Annotated in this window: 14 protein-coding genes; 6 read left to right on the plus strand and 8 right to left on the minus strand. The window is 65.0% G+C overall.

Annotated features, from left to right (window positions below; genetic code table 11):
- Positions 1-27: 27 nt before the first annotated feature.
- The 3 genes from WC729_RS14245 to WC729_RS14255 are packed head-to-tail and all read left to right on the plus strand — an operon-like array spanning position 28 to position 2526.
- Positions 28-1635 (plus strand): phosphoenolpyruvate carboxykinase, encoded by a 1608-nt coding sequence (locus tag WC729_RS14245; protein ID WP_372853849.1) that lies wholly within the window; start codon positions 28-30, stop codon positions 1633-1635.
- A 39-nt stretch (positions 1636-1674) separates the two neighbouring features.
- Positions 1675-2127: a hypothetical protein gene (locus tag WC729_RS14250; RefSeq protein ID WP_372853851.1), complete on the plus strand. Its 453-nt coding sequence runs from the start codon at positions 1675-1677 to the stop codon at positions 2125-2127.
- Positions 2128-2166: 39 nt separating this feature from the next.
- Positions 2167-2526, plus strand: coding sequence for a hypothetical protein (locus WC729_RS14255; RefSeq protein ID WP_372853853.1), 360 nt, complete (start codon positions 2167-2169; stop codon positions 2524-2526).
- Positions 2527-2529: 3 nt separating this feature from the next.
- On the opposite strand, the gene WC729_RS14260 is transcribed toward WC729_RS14255, so the two are convergent.
- Together WC729_RS14260 and WC729_RS14265 are read right to left on the minus strand one after the other, a co-directional pair.
- Positions 2530-2979 (minus strand): NfeD family protein, encoded by a 450-nt coding sequence (locus WC729_RS14260; protein WP_372853855.1) that lies wholly within the window; start codon positions 2977-2979, stop codon positions 2530-2532.
- The gene (locus tag WC729_RS14265) at positions 2976-3950 is read right to left on the minus strand and encodes an SPFH domain-containing protein (protein WP_372853857.1); all 975 of its coding nucleotides are present in this window, start codon (positions 3948-3950) and stop codon (positions 2976-2978) included. Before WC729_RS14265 ends, WC729_RS14260 begins: the two co-directional genes overlap by 4 nt.
- A 171-nt stretch (positions 3951-4121) precedes the next feature.
- Here WC729_RS14265 and guaB point away from each other — a divergent pair, with 171 nt between their 5' ends.
- A complete protein-coding gene (guaB, locus tag WC729_RS14270) occupies positions 4122-5579 on the plus strand; it encodes an IMP dehydrogenase (RefSeq protein ID WP_372853859.1) in 1458 nt (485 codons plus the stop codon).
- A 35-nt stretch (positions 5580-5614) separates the two neighbouring features.
- Here the strand turns inward: guaB and WC729_RS14275 are convergent, their stop codons facing one another.
- Positions 5615-6139, minus strand: coding sequence for a gamma carbonic anhydrase family protein (locus WC729_RS14275; protein ID WP_372853861.1), 525 nt, complete (start codon positions 6137-6139; stop codon positions 5615-5617).
- Between the two features lie 182 nt (positions 6140-6321).
- On the opposite strand from WC729_RS14275, the gene WC729_RS14280 reads away from it, so the two are divergent.
- Positions 6322-7848 carry a hypothetical protein gene (locus tag WC729_RS14280; protein ID WP_372853863.1) on the plus strand — a complete coding sequence of 509 codons (1527 nt, stop codon included), beginning with the start codon at positions 6322-6324 and terminating at the stop codon, positions 7846-7848.
- Positions 7849-7857: 9 nt separating this feature from the next.
- On the opposite strand, the gene WC729_RS14285 is transcribed toward WC729_RS14280, so the two are convergent.
- The 4 genes from WC729_RS14285 to WC729_RS14300 all read right to left on the minus strand — a co-directional run bounded on the left by WC729_RS14285 (position 7858) and on the right by WC729_RS14300 (position 14514).
- Complete coding sequence (locus WC729_RS14285; RefSeq protein WP_372853865.1) at positions 7858-8592, minus strand: GDSL-type esterase/lipase family protein; 735 nt, start codon at positions 8590-8592, stop codon at positions 7858-7860.
- Between the two features lie 73 nt (positions 8593-8665).
- Positions 8666-9031 carry a hypothetical protein gene (locus tag WC729_RS14290; protein WP_372853867.1) on the minus strand — a complete coding sequence of 122 codons (366 nt, stop codon included), beginning with the start codon at positions 9029-9031 and terminating at the stop codon, positions 8666-8668.
- Positions 9032-9501: 470 nt separating this feature from the next.
- Entirely contained in the window at positions 9502-11427 is a 1926-nt protein-coding gene (locus tag WC729_RS14295) for a pyrroloquinoline quinone-dependent dehydrogenase (protein ID WP_372853869.1), read from the minus strand.
- 162 nt (positions 11428-11589) lie between these two features.
- Positions 11590-14514 carry a TonB-dependent receptor domain-containing protein gene (locus tag WC729_RS14300; protein ID WP_372853871.1) on the minus strand — a complete coding sequence of 975 codons (2925 nt, stop codon included), beginning with the start codon at positions 14512-14514 and terminating at the stop codon, positions 11590-11592.
- 435 nt (positions 14515-14949) lie between these two features.
- Between WC729_RS14300 and WC729_RS14305 the strand changes: the two genes are divergently transcribed.
- Positions 14950-16680 (plus strand): PQQ-binding-like beta-propeller repeat protein, encoded by a 1731-nt coding sequence (locus WC729_RS14305; protein ID WP_372853873.1) that lies wholly within the window; start codon positions 14950-14952, stop codon positions 16678-16680.
- A 65-nt stretch (positions 16681-16745) separates the two neighbouring features.
- On the opposite strand, the gene WC729_RS14310 is transcribed toward WC729_RS14305, so the two are convergent.
- On the minus strand, positions 16746-17057 hold the full coding sequence (locus tag WC729_RS14310; RefSeq protein ID WP_372853875.1) for a hypothetical protein: 312 nt from the start codon (positions 17055-17057) through the stop codon (positions 16746-16748).
- Between the last annotated feature and the right edge of the window lie 101 nt (positions 17058-17158).

Raw genomic sequence — 17158 nt, forward strand, 5'->3', positions numbered from 1 at the left:
ACGCCCAATATCAGGAGAGCAAGGACCGTGAGCGATCGTATTCCCGACGCAGGCCTCGAAGCGCAAGGCATTGAGACACGCGCTACCCTGCACTGGAATCTGGTTACGGCGCGCCTGATCGAGGCCGCCGTTGCCCGTAGCGAAGGCAAGCTTTCCGCCGATGGCCCGCTGGTGGTCGAGACCGGTCAGCACACCGGCCGCTCCGCGCAGGACAAGTTCATCGTCCGCGACGCCGAGACCGAGAGCACGGTCTGGTGGGGCAAGAGCAACAAGGCGATGACACCGGAGCATTTCGCCGCGCTCAAGACCGATTTCCTTGCCGCGCTGAAGGACAAGGAACATCTGTTCATCCAGGATCTGTTCGGCGGCTCGCAACCTGAGCACCGCGTCCGTGTGCGCATCGTCAACGAGCTTGCCTGGCACAACAGCTTTATCCGCACGATGCTGGTCCGCCCCGAAGAGAGCGAACTGCGCGGCTTCGAGGCCGAATACACGATCATCGACCTGCCGAGCTTCCGCGCCGATCCCGCCCGGCACGGCTGCCGCAGCGAGACCGTCATCGCCGTCAGCTTCACCGAGAAACTGATCCTGATCGGCGGCACCCGCTATGCCGGCGAAATGAAGAAGTCGGTGTTCAGCCTGCTCAACTATCTGCTGCCGCCGACCGGCGTGATGCCGATGCATTGCTCGGCGAACATCGGGCCAAAGGGGGACACTGCGGTGTTCTTCGGCTTGTCGGGCACCGGCAAGACCACGCTGTCGGCCGATGCGTCGCGCACGCTGATCGGTGACGACGAGCATGGCTGGTCCGACACGGCGGTCTTCAATTTCGAGGGCGGCTGCTACGCCAAGATGATTCGCCTCTCGGCCGACGCCGAACCGGAGATCTTCGCGACGACCAAGCGTTTCGGCACGATCCTCGAGAATGTCGTGATGGATCAGGTCACGCGCCAGCTCGACCTCGACGATGCCAGCCTCGCGGAGAATAGCCGCGGCGCCTATCCGATCGACTTCATCCCCAATGCCTCGGAAGAGAATATGGGGCCGGTGCCGCGCAACATCGTGATGCTGACCGCGGATGCGTACGGCATCCTCCCCCCGATCTCGAAGCTGACGCCGGACCAGGCGATGTATCACTTCCTCTCGGGCTACACCGCGCGCGTCGCGGGCACCGAGATTGGCGTGACCGAGCCCGATGCGACCTTCTCGACCTGCTTCGGTGCGCCGTTCATGGCGCGGCACCCGTCGGTCTATGGCAATCTGCTCAAGGAGCGGATTGCGAAGGGCGGCGTGGATTGCTGGCTGGTCAACACCGGCTGGACCGGCGGCAAATACGGCATCGGCCGTCGCATGCCGATCAAGGCGACCCGTGCGCTGCTCAACGCGGCGCTCGACGGCAGCCTGAACAATGCCGAGTTCCGCACCGACCCGAATTTCGGGTTCAAGGTGCCAGTGGCAGTGCCGGGGGTCGACACCGCAATCCTCGATCCGCGCGAGACCTGGCCGAACAAGGCCGAATATGACGCGACGGCGGCCAAGCTGGTCGACCTGTTCGTCGAGAATTTCGCTCAATTCGCGGACGATGTGGATGAGGGCGTGCGCCAAGCCGCTCCCCGAACCGCCGAAGCCGCCTGAAACGCCTGGTCATCGATCGGGCAAGAGAAAGCCCGATCGATGACCGACCTTCCCTATCGACCCTTTGCCGATGACGCCGCGATCCGCCGGATCGGGGAGGGGTTGCTCGCGTGCGCCCTGCCGCGCGCCGAGTGGACGCATGAAGCGCATCTCGCCGCAACGCTGTGGCTGATCCGCGACCGGCCCGATGTGGACGTCGATGTGCGGATCGCCGGAATCATCTCGCGTTACAATGAGAGCGTCGGCGGGGTGAACGACAACAGCCAGGGCTATCACGACACGATCACGCATGTGTTCGTGGCCGGCATCCGCCTGCATCTCGCTGGTCGTGCTGCCGACGAGGCGCTAGTCGATGCCGTTAACGCCTTGCTGGCGAGCCCGATGGGCAAGCGCGACTGGCCGCTCGGTTTCTACAGCCGCGGCCGGCTGTTTTCCGTGACGGCCCGGCGCAAATTCGTGACTCCCGACCTCGCGCCGCTTCCGACCCTGTGATAAACTGGACGGACATCCACACGGCCAGAGGAACGCACCATGGGAATGCTCGACGGACTGCTCGGACAGGTCACCCAGAATGTCGACATCAAGAACCTCGCGGCCAAGGTCGGGCTTACCCCCGAACAGGTCGAGAGCGCGGTGACGGCGCTCGGCCAGGCACATAGCGCTCCCACAGATACGGTCACGACGGCTGCCTCGGCGACCGGCCTTTCGGCCGACACGCTGCAGCAGATCGTCGGCCATATCGGCGGCGAAGGCGCGCTCGGCCAGTTCGCCGGCCTGCTGCAGGGCTCGGGCATGCTCGGCAAGGTCGGCGGGATGATCGATCAGGATGGCGACGGCAATCCGATGGATGAGATCGCCGGCTTTGCGAAGGGCCTGTTCGGGAAGAGCTGAGGCTTAGGTCGGCTCGACCAGCAACACGCTCCCCGAAGCACCGACGATCCGGACGAGCGCGCCAGCCGCTGCGTCCGGGCCGCGGGCTTTCCAGGCGCCGTCACCCACCTTCACCCGGCCTTCGCCCGCGGTGATGGCGTCGCACACTTCGGCCGTGGTGCCGATCAGGCGCGAGGTGCGGTCGTTGAGTTGAGGATCCTCGGTCGGCACTTCGCTCTGGTGATACCAGCGCCGGCCGAGCCCGACCGCCGCCGCTGTGAAGAGGGCGAACAACAGCGCCTGAACCAGCACGGGCAGCCCGGGGATCGCGAGCAGCGCGAAGCCGGTGAGCGCCGCGCCGGCCGCCAGGAAGATCATGAAGAAGCCGGGCGCGATCAGCTCGGCGATCGCCAGCGCCAGCGCTGCAGCGAGCCACAGCGCGCCGTGGCTCCAGACGAAACCGAGGAAGGTCATTTCTGGCCTCCCTCGAACGGACCACGCGGCCGTGCCGGCGGGCGCGGCGTCGATGAGTCGCCATATCCGCCGATCGCTTCACGCGCGAGCTCGCCGATCCCGCCCAGCGTGCCCATCAACTGAGTCGCCTCGACCGGGAAGAGGATCGTCTTGGCATTGGGCGAGGTGGCAAACATGCCGATCGCCTCGACATATTTCTGGGCGATGAAATAGTTGATCGCCTGGGTGCTGCCGCCTTCGATTGCGTCCGACACCATCTTGGTTGCCGCCGCTTCAGCCTGAGCCGAGCGTTCGCGCGCCTCGGCGTCGCGGAACGCAGCCTCCTTGCGGCCCTCGGCCTCGAGGATCTGCGCCTGCTTCAGGCCCTCGGCACGGTTGATCTCGTTCTGCCGCGCCGCCTCGGATTCGAGGATGGTCGCGCGCTTCTCGCGTTCGGCCTTCATCTGCCGGGTCATCGCGTTGACGATGTCGGCGGGCGGGCGGATGTCCTTCAGCTCCACACGCGTGATCTTCACGCCCCAGGCTTCGGTCGCCTGATCGACCACCTGGAGCAGCCTCGTGTTGATCTCGTCGCGCTTCGACAGAGTCTCGTCCAGGTCCATCGAGCCCATCACGGTGCGCAGATTGGTGGTCGAGAGCTGCATGATCGCGAGATAGAGATCGCTGACCTCATAGGCTGCCTTGGCCGCATCGAGCACCTGGAAGAACACGACGCCGTCGACGGCGACCATCGCGTTGTCCTTGGTGATGATCTCCTGGCCCGGAATGTCGAGGACCTGCTCCATCATGTTCACGCGCCGGCCTACCCGGTAGAAAAAGGCCGGATAGAAGTTGAGGCCGGGCCGCGCGACGGTGGTGAAGCGGCCGAAATGTTCGATCGTGTACTGATAGCCTTGGCGGACGACCTTGATGCTGGTCATGAAATAGAAAATGACGACGACCAGAACCAGGCCGGCAAGTGTGAGAGTCATGGTGTGAAACCCCCGACAAGGGCCGCGAAGAGCGCGGCCGATGCGTCAGATTAGCAGATTGGCGGGGCCGTTATAGCGAAATGCGACACGGGCCGCGGGAGCCCTAGCGCATCAGCGGCCCCTTGTTTACATGGACCGCCACGACTCGCCCCCCGCAGGAAACTGGCACCCATGGACATTCGCCTCGGCCTCACCTTTGACGATGTCCTGCTCGTGCCGGCTGAATCGGACATCGTCCCCAGCCAGACGAACACCGCGACCAGGGTGACGCGCGAGATCGCGCTCGACATTCCCATCCTCTCCTCGGCGATGGATACGGTGACCGAGGCTGACATGGCGATCGTCATGGCCCAGCTTGGCGGCATCGGCGTCCTCCACCGCAATCTCGAAGTCGCCGAACAGGTCGCCGCAGTACGCGCGGTCAAGCGTTTCGAATCCGGCATGGTGGTCAATCCGATCACCATCACGCCGGAGGCGACGCTCGCCGAGGCGCAGGCGCTGATGACGCGCCACAAGATCAGCGGCATTCCGGTCGTCGAGGCAAGCGGCAAGCTCGTCGGCATCCTGACCAACCGTGACGTGCGTTTCGCCGGCAATCCGCGCCAGCCGGTCGCCGAGCTGATGACTCACGAGAATCTCGCGACCGTCGCGCCGGGCGTCAGCCAGGAGGAAGCGCGGCGCCTGCTGCACCAGCGCCGGATCGAGAAGCTGCTCGTGGTGGACGATGCCTATCGCTGCATCGGCCTGATCACCGTCAAGGACATCGAGAAGGCCGTCACCTATCCCAATGCGACCAAGGACGCGACCGGCCGGCTGCGTGTCGCCGCAGCAACGACCGTCGGCGACAAGGGTTTCGAGCGGACTGAAGCGCTGGTCGATGCGGAACTGGATCTTGTCGTCATCGACACGGCGCATGGCCACAACCGCGACGTGGCGCGCGCGGTCGAACGGGTGAAGCGGCTCAGCAATTCGGTCCAGGTCATCGCCGGCAACGTCGCCACGGCGGAGGCGACGCGGGCGCTGATCGATGCGGGTGCCGACGGGATCAAGGTCGGCATCGGCCCGGGCTCGATCTGCACCACGCGCGTGGTCGCCGGTGTCGGCGTGCCGCAGCTCACCGCGGTGATGGATTGCGCCGAAATCGGCCTGAAGGCCGGCGTGCCGGTGATCGCCGATGGCGGCCTGCGGACCTCGGGCGACCTCGCCAAGGCGCTCGCGGCGGGCGCATCGGCCTGCATGATCGGATCGCTGCTTGCGGGTACCGAGGAAGCGCCGGGCGAAAGCTTCCTGTACCAGGGCCGCGCCTATAAATCCTATCGCGGCATGGGCTCGGTCGGGGCGATGGGCCGTGGTTCGGCCGATCGGTATTTCCAGGGCGACATCAAGGATCAGCTGAAGCTGGTGCCCGAGGGGATCGAGGGCCAGGTGGCGTTCAAGGGACCGGCGCGCGACGTCATCCACCAGCTGGTCGGGGGCATTCGTGCCGCCATGGGCTATACCGGATCGGCGACGATCGAGGATCTGCAGCGGCGCGCCCGCTTCGTCCAGATCACCGGCGCGGGCCTGCGCGAGAGCCACGTCCATGACGTGACGATCACGCGCGAGGCGCCGAACTACCCGACGCGTTGAACTCTATTCCTCTCCCATTGGAGAGGAGACCCATTTCACCCGACCCTGGTCAGTCCCTCGGTATAGGCCTTGCCTTTGTCGACATAGTGCTGGGCGGATGCCTTGAGCATCGCGGCGGCATTTTCGTCCAGGGTGCGGATCGCCCTGGCCGGGCTGCCGACGATCAGGCTGTTGGGTTCGAAGGTCTTGCCCTCGGTCACCAAAGCGCCCGCGCCGACGATACAGCCATCGCCGATCACTGCGCGGTTGAGGACGATCGCGCCCATGCCGATCAGCACATTGTTGCCGATGGTGCAGCCATGGAGGATCGCATGGTGGCCGATCGTGCAGTCGGCGCCGATCGTCAGCGGCGCGCCGGGATCGGAGTGGCACATCGCGCTTTCCTGGATGTTGCTGCGCGTGCCGACGATGATCGGGGTATTGTCCGCCCGGATCACCGCGCCGAACCAGACGCTCGATTCATCGGCGAGATGCGCGTCGCCGATCACGTCGGCGCTTGGCGCAACCCAGACGTCAGTTCCGACCACGGGCTGTTTTCCGTCGATGGCGTAGAGCGGCATTGGCATCCTCCTCGTTTCAATCCGCTTAGCGTGGCGAAGGGAAGGCGGTAAGGCCTTTTGAACGGACGGACTGTCCGCTTCCCGTTTATGGGATCGCTACCAAAGGCGTTGGCAAATATCACCTGTCCGTATATCCTATAGGATGTGAGGCGCTCAGGCGCCCCGTCCAGGAGGGGAATGCCATGAAAGTCGCGTTGCTGCGCTCGGCTTGCGCTCTCGCCATGCTGTCCGGCATGGCGATGTCGGGATTGACCCCGGCCGTGTCGCAGCAGGGGGCAATCGCGGCCTGGACCGCCGAGCAGGACCATCAGAACATGATGGATCAGCTTGGCATCAAGGCCTTGCGCCCCGGCCATAGCGGGCAGCCCGACGGGCCCAACCCGGCCAATTACGATCCGGCCAAGGCGAACCCCTTTCCTGACTGGCCCGAGATATTGACACTGAACAACGGCAAGAAGGTCACCACCGCCGACGGCTGGTGGAAGCAGCGCCGGCCCGAGATCGTCGAGGCTTTCGAGCGCGAGGTGGTGGGGCGGATTCCGGCCAATGTGCCGAAAGTGACCTGGTCGGTCGCGAGCACCGACAATGAGTTCATCGGCGGCAAGCGCATGGTGGCGAAACAGCTGATCGGTCGGGCCGACAACAGCGCCTATCCGGCGATCGACGTCGGTATCAGGATGACCCTCGTGCTGCCGTCGGAGACGACCAGACCGGTGCCGGTGCTGATCATGTTCGGCGCGGCGCGCTACCCCGCGCCGAGCCAGCCGACGGCGGACGAAGCGGCGAAGATCGATGCGGCGCTGAAGGCCGATCTTGTCGCGCGCGATCCGTCGCTTGCGGCTGCGTTCCAGGCGCATCCGGGCTTCGTCTTCGTCAACCCGCCGAGCTTCTTCCCGGCGCCGCCGAGCGATGAGCGCATTTCGGCGCTGGTCGCGGCAGGCTGGGGCGTCGCGCTGGTCGATACGGCGAGCATCCAGGCGGACAATGGCGCGGGGCTGCGCAGCGGGATTATTGGGCTGACCAACAAGGGCCAGCCGCGCAAGCCCGAGGACTGGGGGGCGCTGAGGGCCTGGGGCTGGGGGGCGAGCCGGGCGCTGGACTATCTCGAGACCCTCCCCGGAGTGGATGCGAAGCACGTGGGGATCGAGGGTGTATCGCGCTACGGCAAGGCGGCGTTGATCACCATGGCGTTCGACCAGCGCTTCGCGATGGTGCTGGTCGGGTCGTCGGGCGAGGGCGGGGCGAAGCCGCACCGGCGCAATTTCGGCGAGGCGGTGGAGAATTTGACCGGGACCGGCGGCTATCACTGGATGGCCGGCAATTTCCTGAAATATGGGGCGTCGGAGGCGAAATTCGGTGCCAGGACGCCGGGCGATATCCCGGTCGATGCCCATCAGCTGATCGCGCTGTGCGCACCGCGACCGACCTTCATCAGCTACGGCGTGCCGGAGAAGGGCGACGCCAACTGGCTGGACCAGCAGGGGAGTTACATGGCGACCGTCGCGGCGGGGCAGGTATGGACCTTGCTTGGCGCGAAGGACCTGGGCGTCGGCAACGACTATCGCACCGCGAAGATGCCGCCGGTGCTGACCGACCTGCTTGAGGGGCAGCTTGCCTGGCGCCAGCATGACGGCGGGCACACCGATGCCCCGAACATGAAGTATTTCATCGGCTGGGCCGACCGGCAGATCGGGTGGAAGGCGCCGTAGCGAACGGCGCTATTTCCCCTTCATCGCCTTGTCGATCGCTGCCTGGGCGAGCGGGGCCATCGCCGCAAAAGCCTCCGCGTTGGGGTGGACGCCGTCATGGGCGTAACCCGGCTTCATCCCACCTTCCGGGGTCGCGATGGCGGGCCAGTAATCGACATAGACGATGTGTTTCCGCGCGGCATAATCCTTGAGCCAGACGTTGAGCGCCTTGATCTTCGGCGCGGGTTTCTGGCTCTTGCGCCATGGGAATTCGATGGCGGGCGGGATCGAGGCGAGGACCACCTTGATGCCATTGGCGTGGGAAATCTCGACCATGCCGGCGACATAGCCTTCGATCTCCTCGGGCGTGGAGGGGCCGGTGTTTTCCGCGACATCGTTGGTGCCGGCCATGATGTGGACGACCGCCGGCTTCAGCGCCACCACGTCGCTGCGGAAGCGGACCAGCATCTGCGGGGTGGTCTGGCCGGAGATGCCGCGGCCAACGAAATGCGCATTGCCCTTGATGAAGGGCTGTTCAGCCCAGCCCTGGGTGATGGAATCGCCCATGAACACGACTCGCTGCGCGTCGGCGACGCCCAGCAGCGGCCGGTTGGCGTCGCGGTAGCGGCCGATAAACGCCCAGTCGCCATTCTCGCCCTGGCCGATGGGCGGCCCGGCGGTCGGGGCAGGCGCTGTCTGCACCGGGAGCTGGGCTACGGACAGCGCGGCCGCGGCGACCAGACCGAAGGTGATGAGGGCCCGCATGCGTCTCTCCCGGTCCGCCGTTCGATCCCGAAGCCTATCGGGATCGGCGGGCGGATGCACGCGGGAAGCAACGTCAGGCGAGGGCCGCGGTCTCGGGGCGGATCATCGAGCGCAGCATGATCCGGCAGGAGCGCACCGCAACCCGCAGCGCCGCGACGAGATCGGGGCGGAGCTGATCGGTCGGCGGCGTGACGTCGTCACCCTCCAGCAGATCGAGCAGGCGGTGCTCGTCCCCGGTGATCGCGCTGTCCGACGGGGCACCGGCATCGAAGCGCCGGCGGGACGCCGCCTCGAACAGGGTCAGGAGACCATCGAGTACCGGAGCGAGCAGGCCATAGCCGCGCGTCTCGAGCGGCGCGTAGAGGGCAGGCTGAATGGAGTTGCCGGTGTCGCGTGCGATTCGCCAGCTTCGCACTGCCTCAAGAATCGCCGCTGTCATGGATGGGGCGGGGGCAGGCACAGCTATAACGAGGCTCATGGTACATCCTTCCTGAGACCCCTTTTACGCTCTGCCGCTTTTTGCGACTTGTTCGCAGTCGGTACGCCGATCCCGTTACAACGGCAAGACAGCCGGGCGGATTTCCAGCCGTTTTCGGGGGCGTATCGCCCGTTTTTCGGCTGTTACGCGGCGTGCATTTTTTCTTCCGCTGTTATGTTGGATTTTCGGGGCAAATAAGCGGAAGTTTGCCAATGGGTTAGGACCCGTTTTCCCTGTTACGCCATAACAGCGGAAAACATGCTGCGAAAATCAGTAAATCGGGGCCGAACAGGGGCTGTTTTTCCGCTGTTACCAACGAAAAGCTTCCAACCTGTCGAGCATGAGAAATAGCGGCCAGGATGCGAGACACACCCTGATGCCCGGAAGGCTGCAGCAAAATATCGCAACGTTGAATCGCCGCGCCTCAGCGATCAGCGGGCAGAGCCCTTCGGCAGCGCGAACGCGGTCAGTGCATCGCTGGTGCGCGGGCTGTTATGATAGCTGCCGCCGGTCGAGACCACCGCGACATATTGCCGGCCGTCAGTGCCGCGATAGGAGATCGGGGTGGCATGGGCCGAGGCCTCGAGCTTGTGAGTCCAGACCTCCTTGCCGGTCGCGATCTCGAAGGCACGGAAGCGGGAATCGTCGGTGGAGCCGATGAACAGCAGGCCCCCCGCGGTGGTGATCGCGCCGCCGGTACCGTGGCGGCCGGTGTCGCGCTTTCCCTCGGGCAGGCTGTCGGTGATGCCCAATGTGCTCTGCCAGACGATCTTGCCGGTCTTGCTGTCGACCGCGCTGAGCTGGCCCCAGGGCGGGCGCTGGCACATCAGACCGGTACCGGGCTGCTGGAAACGACCGCCGACGCCGCCGGGCATCCAGGCGACCGGGCCGTCGGTCTTCACCATGGTGGTGACCTGGCCGAAATTGTTGGTGTTGACGAGGATATAGCCCGTCTTCGGATCGAAGGTCGCGCCGCCCCAGTTGGAGCCGCCCTCGGTGCCCGGGAAAACGATCAGCGGACGATCGGGCAGCATGGGCTGATACTGCACGCCCTCTGCCATGTTGTTGCTCTTGATCCAGTTCTCGCACCAGTACTTCAGCTCGGGCGTGACATCGGCGATGTCCTTCTCGATCGAGAAGGTGGTGCGCGCCAGCGGCGGGGTGATCGGGAAGGGCTGGGTCGGGGCGGCGAGCTCGCCCGGCACGGTGCTGGCCGGGACCGGGCGTTCCTCGACCGGATGGATCGGCTTGCCGGTGACCCGGTCGAGCATGAACAGCAGCGCGTTCTTCGCCACGACCGCGACGGCGGGTACGGTCTTGCCGCCGACCTTCGCGTCGAACAGCAGGGGCGCGGATTCGAGGTCGATGTCCCAGATGTCGTGATGCACGACCTGGAAATGCCAGAGATATTTGCCGGTGGCCGCATCGGCTGCGACGAGCGAGGTGCCGAACAGATTGTCGCCGTGCCGGTCTCCGCCATACCGATCGTGCGTCGGCGCGCCGATCGGCAGATAGACGATGCCGCGCTTCGCATCGAGACTCATGAAGCCCCAGACATTGACGCCGGAGCGCTTCTCCGTGCTGCCCGCTGCCCAGGTGTCGTAACCGAGCTCACCCCTGCGGGGCACGGTGTGGAAGGTCCAGACGAGCTTGCCGGTGCGCGCATCCCAGGCGCGGACGTCGCCGCGGGCGCCGAGCGCCGGGTTCTCCTGCACCGAGGAACCCGTGATGATCAGGTTCCTGAAGACGATCGGCGGGGTCGTCATGCCATATTGCGCGGCCGGCGACCCGTTCATGATCTCGTCGGTCTTCAGGTTGACGACACCATTCCCGCCGAAGCCGAGCGCATAGGCGCCGGTGGCGGCGTCGAGGCCGATCAGCCGGCCGTCGCGCGTGCCGAAGAAGATGCGCGGGCCGGTCTTGCCGTCACCGGCCCAATATTCGACGCCGCGCAACGAGGGCTGGCCGGGGCCGGGAATCTCGCGGACCCAGATCTCCTTGCCTGTGGTCGCATCGAGCGCGGCGACGCGGGAATAGGGTGTGGAGATATACATGCGGTTGCCGACGACCAGAGGCGTCATCTCTGAACCGGCAAATTGCGAGGCGCGCTGGGCACCGGCACCTTCGGCCGCACGGCGGGCAGCTTCGCCCGTATCGGTTGCCGCCTCGGTATGGGCCGGCTTCATCCGATAGACCCAGGCGATCTGCAGGTCGTTCACATTGGCGGGCGTGATCTGGGCAAGCGGCGAGTGGCGCATCGCGCCCTTGTCATGACCATAGGTCGGCCAGTCGGTGCCGTCCTGCGCCAGGGCCGTGGTGGAAAGCAGGGCGAGGCTCAGGAACCCGATCTTCAGCATGTACCCACCTTGTTGCGCCGCACAGGTGCGGGAGCCTTGAATAGCATGGGCTGGATGCCCCGCGGTGTCCCTTCATGGACCTTCCCTCACTCCGCGAGAGCCGAAGAGCAAAAAAAGCCCGCCTCCCCGATAGAAGGGAAGGCGGGCCATGAGGGGGGTCTCTTAGAACTTCACTTTCAGCGCGACCGTGACGGTGCGGCCGAACGGGTTGTGGATCAGGCTGTAATAGCCAGCGCCGGTATTGTAGAAGGGTGGGTCCTGATCGAAGATGTTGAGGCCGGAGACCGACAGGCGCGAGCCGTTCAGGAAGCCGCCCTTGAACTCATAGGCCATGTTCAGGTCGAACGTGGTCTGTGCCTTCACCTTGTCGCCGCCGCCATTCGGGTTGCCATTGGCGTCACGCGTCAGCGGGGTGACCGTGCTGGACGACCAGTTGCGGAAGCCGCCGGTATAGTTGGCGAACAGGCGCGCCGAGAAAGCACCGCCGGCCCAGCCGAGATAAGCACGTGCCTTGCGCTTCAGCGACGGGAAGGTGCCGTTGTTGCCCGCAGTGTTGAGCACGCTGTATTTCGGGCCGGAGCCGAACGACTGATCGAACTTGGTGAATTCCGTACCCGAAAGGCCGATGCTGAACGTGCCGGCATTGTCAGTGCGGTAATCATAGTCGATCTGATAATCGATGCCGGAGATGTCCAGGTTCAGCCAGTTCGTGTTCAGCGTGTGGAAGATGTAGTTCGTGCACGCCGCCGTCGCGTTGGTCTGCGGAATGCCCTGCGTCACCGCCGCGATCTGCGCCGCGGTGGCGCAGTTCGGATAGAAAGTCAGCAGGTACTGCGCTGACGCCGTGTTGATGACGTTGGCGAGCTGCGGACCGGTCACGCCGCCGGTGAACTTGGTGTTCCAGTAAGTGAAGGCGGCATGGAGACCGGGGATGAGCGACGGCTCGACGTCGACGCCAAGCGACCAACCGCTACCTTCCTGCGGACCGGCATTGGGGTCGCCGGTCGTGTTCTGGATGCCCTGCAGCGAACTGATGTCGCACAACGTCTTTCCAGCGCAGTTGAGCGACGGAATGAGAAGGACATCGGGATAAGCAGCGACGGGCACCGAGATGCTGTTGGTCTGCGTGTTCCAACCGGCGGTACCGAAGGCGCCGAACTTGTCGCCGATGATCGTCAGCGGCGGCGCCACGAACGAGGTCGACCAGTTGCCGCGGAAACGCAGGCCCTGGATCGGCTCGAGGTTGAAGCCGATCTTCGGGTTCGTCGTCTCGCCGAAATCGTCATAATGATCGTAGCGGCCAGCGAGCGAGATATCGAAGCGGCGGATGAACGTGTCCATCTCAGGCGAGACGATCGGCACGTTCAGCTCGACGAAACCCGAATAGACCGTGCGATCGAACGGGAAGAACAGCTGCTGCGAGCCGAGTGAGGCCGGGCCGCTGTTGTTCGCGCGCGTTACGAGCTGGCTGAGCTGGGTCTTGAGCAGTTCGGCGCCAAACGCGATCTTCACCGGGCCGCCCGGGAGATCGAACAACGAACCGCTCGCGCTCGCCCGGAACTGCTGATAGCCGCTGGTCGCACGCAGACGGTTGGAGTTGTCGAGCAGGCGCGCGATGGTCGCCGCCGACGTCCGGTTGGTCGAGCCGGCAGGATTCCAGACGTCCAGAGCGTTGTCGGCCGTCAGCGGCAATTGCGTGACGATGGTGGTCGTGCCCGGGATCGAAATCTGGGTCAGCGAGCCGGCACCGTTGGTGGTACCGTTCAGCGCCAGGTTGGCGACGCTGCTGTTGATGACGCCAGTGGTATAGGTCGTGCTTTCGTCGCGGCCGGCGCTTGCCAGGAAATCGGCATGCCAGTCATCCGTAATCTCGTAGCTGGCCGTGAAGTTGGCATACATCGAATCGGAATCGGAGCGGCCATGTGCTGGCCCGACCAGATCCGTCGCGTCCCAGGTAATGGTCTGCTTGTCGGCCTTGGTGGGATCGACGTTCGGCGGATTTACGTAGAAGGGATTGGCTTGCGCACCAGTGCGGAACACCGTCGCCTGGACCGTGCCGGCGCCTTGCAGCGTATCGTTGCGGCGGCGGGCATAAAGCAGATCGAGGCCGATCGTCAGCTTGTCAGTGACGTCGAAGCTGACCTTGCCCATCACGCTCTGACGTTCTTCCTTGCCGACGAGGTCGGTTACACCCCAGCTGGTGCAAGGATAATTGGCCGTGCTATTCGCGGTCGAGGTGGCGGTGTAGGGCGGCAGATATATGTTGCCGGACCCGCCAGGCTGAAGAGCCGCAGGCGAGCAGTTGCGTGTCAGGAAATTGGTGCCGCCCTGCGGGATATGGTTCGGATAGGTGAAGTCGCGGTCGGCGTTCCGGAGATTGTCCTGATAGCTGTACTGCGCGCCGATCACCGCCCAGCCGCGATCCCAGGTCTGGCCGGCGAGCAGGCCCGCCTGGTAGCCGGTGGTGCCGTTACGCAAGGTGACCGAGCCTTCGGCCTGGATGCCGTCGAAGCGCTTGCGCGTGATGAAGTTGATGACGCCGGCGACTGCGTCCGACCCGTAGATCGAGGAGGCGCCCTCGGCGAGGACCTCGACGCGCTCCAGCATGATGTTGGGCACGATGTTGGGATCGAGGAAAGTGTGGTTGGTGCCGCCCGTTGGGCCACGATGGCCGTCGATCAGCACCAGGGTGGAGTTGCTGGCGCTGGCGCCAAGCTGATGGATGCTGGGCTGGTAGAAGGCCGAGGTGTTGCCCTGGCCGGTGATGCCGCTGAGCGACGGGACCGAGGCGAGGGCGCCGGTGACCGTCTGGGCACCGGTGTCATGCAGTGCCTCTGCGCCGACGGCGACGAGGTTCGAGCCGATCGGTGCGACGCCGCGGATGCTGGTGCCGGTGACGACGATGTCCTGCTGCGGTTCGGCCGCGCTCTCATCGTCTGCGGCGGGCAACGGTGCCGCCGGCGTCACCTGAGTCGCCTCGGCGCCGGGCGCGGTCTGCGCCCAGGCCGGCATGGCCGCGATGCACAGGGCAGTGCCCAGCGCCATCTTCGATCCACTACGGGCGAGATTCATCAATACCTTCGACAACGTGCATCCCCTACCTGAATTCAGCCGGATTCGGCTTGTTCGCGAATCTTGTATACATCCCGAAAAGGGGGCGTCAACTCACGTGTTCGAGCTTTTGGAACGGAGTCGAAGGGTGTGGTTTTGGGGCCACAAGGGCGCGATTTGCCTGCCGTGATCGGACCATTTTCGGTGATAAATATTACGATTTATCAGCTATCTATTTCACCGCCCCAAGCGGCACGCACTGGACTGCGTTACCGTTCCCATTCGCCCTGGCGTGCCGAAAAATCAGGTTTCGGAATCCACGGCATCGGGCTTCGGACAACCACATTGACATCGAAAACCCGGTGCATCATCAAATCATGTATACCGGATGGAGAGGCCGCCGGTGAGCGTTTCGCGTCGCCTTGAGAGGCCCTTTCTCACGGCGTACTTCACCCGTCACAAGAGGCAGCGATGTCCAGAAAATATCTCCCGCTCGTCCCGGTCATGATTGCCGCTTCTGCCGTCCCCGGCGCCGCACAGGCGCAACAGGCAGCGCCCGCTGCAGCTGCAACGGAGGCGCCGAACGACTGGACGACCTGGGGTTATGATCAGGAGCGGACCGCGTGGAACCGGGGCGAAAAGACCCTCGACAAGAAGAATGTGGCGAAGCTGAAGCTGCAATGGAGCACCAAGCTTTCGACACCGGTTACCGATGTAGTGCTGTCCACCCTGACCTCGCCGATCATCGCCGCCGGAGTCGAAACGCCGCAGGGCGCGAAGAACGTCATCTACCTGCTCGGCGCTGACGATACGCTGTTCGCGCTCGATGCCGATAGCGGGGCGGCGCTGTGGCAGAAGAGCTTCCCCAACCCGATCACGGCAAAGAAGAACGCGACCTGGCTTTGCCCGAACACGGCGAACGCGACCCCGGTGGTGGACAAGGCGCGCGGCCTGATCTTCTTCATCCCGAGCGACGGCAAGCTGCGCGCGCTGAGCCTGGGCGACGGCGCCGAGAAGATGGCGCCGATCGAGATGGTGCCGCCGTTCACGCGCGCCTGGAGCCTCAATCTGATCGACGACATCGTCTACACGACCAGCGGGCGCGCCTGCGGCGAAGTGCAGGATCCGCGATCGGCCATGGCCTCGGCGGTCGGGGCGGTCGTACGGCGCAACGCGGCAGCGGCGGCAGCACCGGCCGGGCCATCGGTCATGACCGACCCGTCCGCCGTCACTGCGGTCGACGTGCGTGACCTCGCCAAGCCGGAGCTCACCCGCTTCTATACCAGCGGCGGCCGGCCGGCTGGTCCCTGGGGCCGTGGCGGGCTTGCCCGCGGGCCGGGCAACACAGTGATCTTCCAGACATCGGACGGGCTGTACGATCCGCCGGCGGGAAGCTGGGGCGACACGATCATGAAGCTGACGCCCAAGGCGACGCGGGTGGCGGATTCGTTCACACCCGAGAATTTCAAATATATCTTCGCGCACGACCTGGCCGGCTCCGCCAGCCCGGTGGTGTTCCCATTCGGCGGCAAGACCCTGGTCGCCACGGCGCAGAAGGAAGGCGTTCTCTACCTGCTCGACGCCAACGACATGGGCGGCGGACAGGCGAAGAACCATCAGCAGTTCGTCTACAAGTCGCCGCAGCTCGGCAATGACAAAGCGGCGGGCACCGACCCGAGCCAGGGCGTATGGGGCGCCGTGACGACCTATCAGAATCCCGAGGGCAAACGCTTCCTCTATCTGCCGATGTGGGGTCCGCGCTCGACGTTCGCGCCCGCGTTCAAGAGCGATGCCGGGGAATCGCCCAACGGCAGCATCATGGCGTTCCAGGTGGTGAGCGAAGGCGACAAGATTTCGCTGAACCCGGAATGGATTTCCGGCAACATGATCATGCCCGATCCGCCCGTCGTGGCGAACGGTGTGGTCTACGCGACGCAGACGGGCGGCCAGGCAATGCAGAATCCGACCCTGCCGGACGGGTCGCGGCTGAACAGCGCGACGGCGGCATCGTCCAAATTTCGCTCGACGCCGGTCGGCAACATCATCCTGTACGCGTTCGATGCGGAGACCGGGAAGCAGCTCTATTCGAGCAAGGACCTCATCAAGGACTGGACGCATTTCAGCCAGCCGGTCGTGGCGCTGGGCAAGGTGTATCTCGTGTCGCACGATGCGCGGGTCTATGCGCTGGGCGTTCGTAAATAGGGCGCCAGTCGCGCCTGCATGAAAGGAAAGGGCGGGACCGCACTGGCGGCCCGCCCTTTCTCGTTTCAGGGAGCGGGGGTGGCCGCTGGTGCCGTTGCCGCGGCCGGGGAGTCGGAGAAGTTCTTCGTGAGATAGCCGATGACGGCGTCCTGCTCATCCGGCTTCAGTTCGGCGCCGCGATCGACCATCAGCTGGACCGTGGCGGCCCAGTCGTCCGCGCTCTTGCGCTGGGAGAAGATGGTCGCGGTGGTGTGGCAGCCGCTGCAATTCTTGTTGATCAGGTCGAGCGCCGGGCCGGGCGGCGGGACCTGGGCATCGGGCATCGTCACCGGTGGCTGAGCCGACAGGCTGTGGCCCGCCAGAAGCCCGAGGGTCATCAGGGCAGCACCTGCTGCAAAACCACGCTTGATCCGCATTGTCACATGAACTCCAGTGAGGGACAGCTTCCCGGGGCTTGTCGCCGCGCCTTGCCCCTAAT

Origin of the sequence: Sphingomonas sp., assembly GCF_041661825.1 — a bacterium.
Classification (GTDB): domain Bacteria; phylum Pseudomonadota; class Alphaproteobacteria; order Sphingomonadales; family Sphingomonadaceae; genus Sphingomonas.

Bases quoted from the DNA above. Each gene is read 5' to 3' on its own strand.
- WC729_RS14250 (WP_372853851.1), top strand. From the start codon at position 1,675: ATGACCGACCTTCCCTATCGACCCTTTGCCGATGACGCCGCGATCCGC.
- WC729_RS14255 (WP_372853853.1), top strand. From the start codon at position 2,167: ATGGGAATGCTCGACGGACTGCTCGGACAGGTCACCCAGAATGTCGAC.
- WC729_RS14260 (WP_372853855.1), bottom strand. From the start codon at position 2,979: ATGACCTTCCTCGGTTTCGTCTGGAGCCACGGCGCGCTGTGGCTCGCT.
- WC729_RS14265 (WP_372853857.1), bottom strand. From the start codon at position 3,950: ATGACTCTCACACTTGCCGGCCTGGTTCTGGTCGTCGTCATTTTCTAT.
- guaB (WP_372853859.1), top strand. From the start codon at position 4,122: ATGGACATTCGCCTCGGCCTCACCTTTGACGATGTCCTGCTCGTGCCG.
- WC729_RS14275 (WP_372853861.1), bottom strand. From the start codon at position 6,139: ATGCCGCTCTACGCCATCGACGGAAAACAGCCCGTGGTCGGAACTGAC.
- WC729_RS14280 (WP_372853863.1), top strand. From the start codon at position 6,322: ATGAAAGTCGCGTTGCTGCGCTCGGCTTGCGCTCTCGCCATGCTGTCC.
- WC729_RS14285 (WP_372853865.1), bottom strand. From the start codon at position 8,592: ATGCGGGCCCTCATCACCTTCGGTCTGGTCGCCGCGGCCGCGCTGTCC.
- WC729_RS14290 (WP_372853867.1), bottom strand. From the start codon at position 9,031: ATGACAGCGGCGATTCTTGAGGCAGTGCGAAGCTGGCGAATCGCACGC.
- WC729_RS14295 (WP_372853869.1), bottom strand. From the start codon at position 11,427: ATGCTGAAGATCGGGTTCCTGAGCCTCGCCCTGCTTTCCACCACGGCC.
- WC729_RS14305 (WP_372853873.1), top strand. From the start codon at position 14,950: ATGTCCAGAAAATATCTCCCGCTCGTCCCGGTCATGATTGCCGCTTCT.
- WC729_RS14310 (WP_372853875.1), bottom strand. From the start codon at position 17,057: ATGACCCTCGGGCTTCTGGCGGGCCACAGCCTGTCGGCTCAGCCACCG.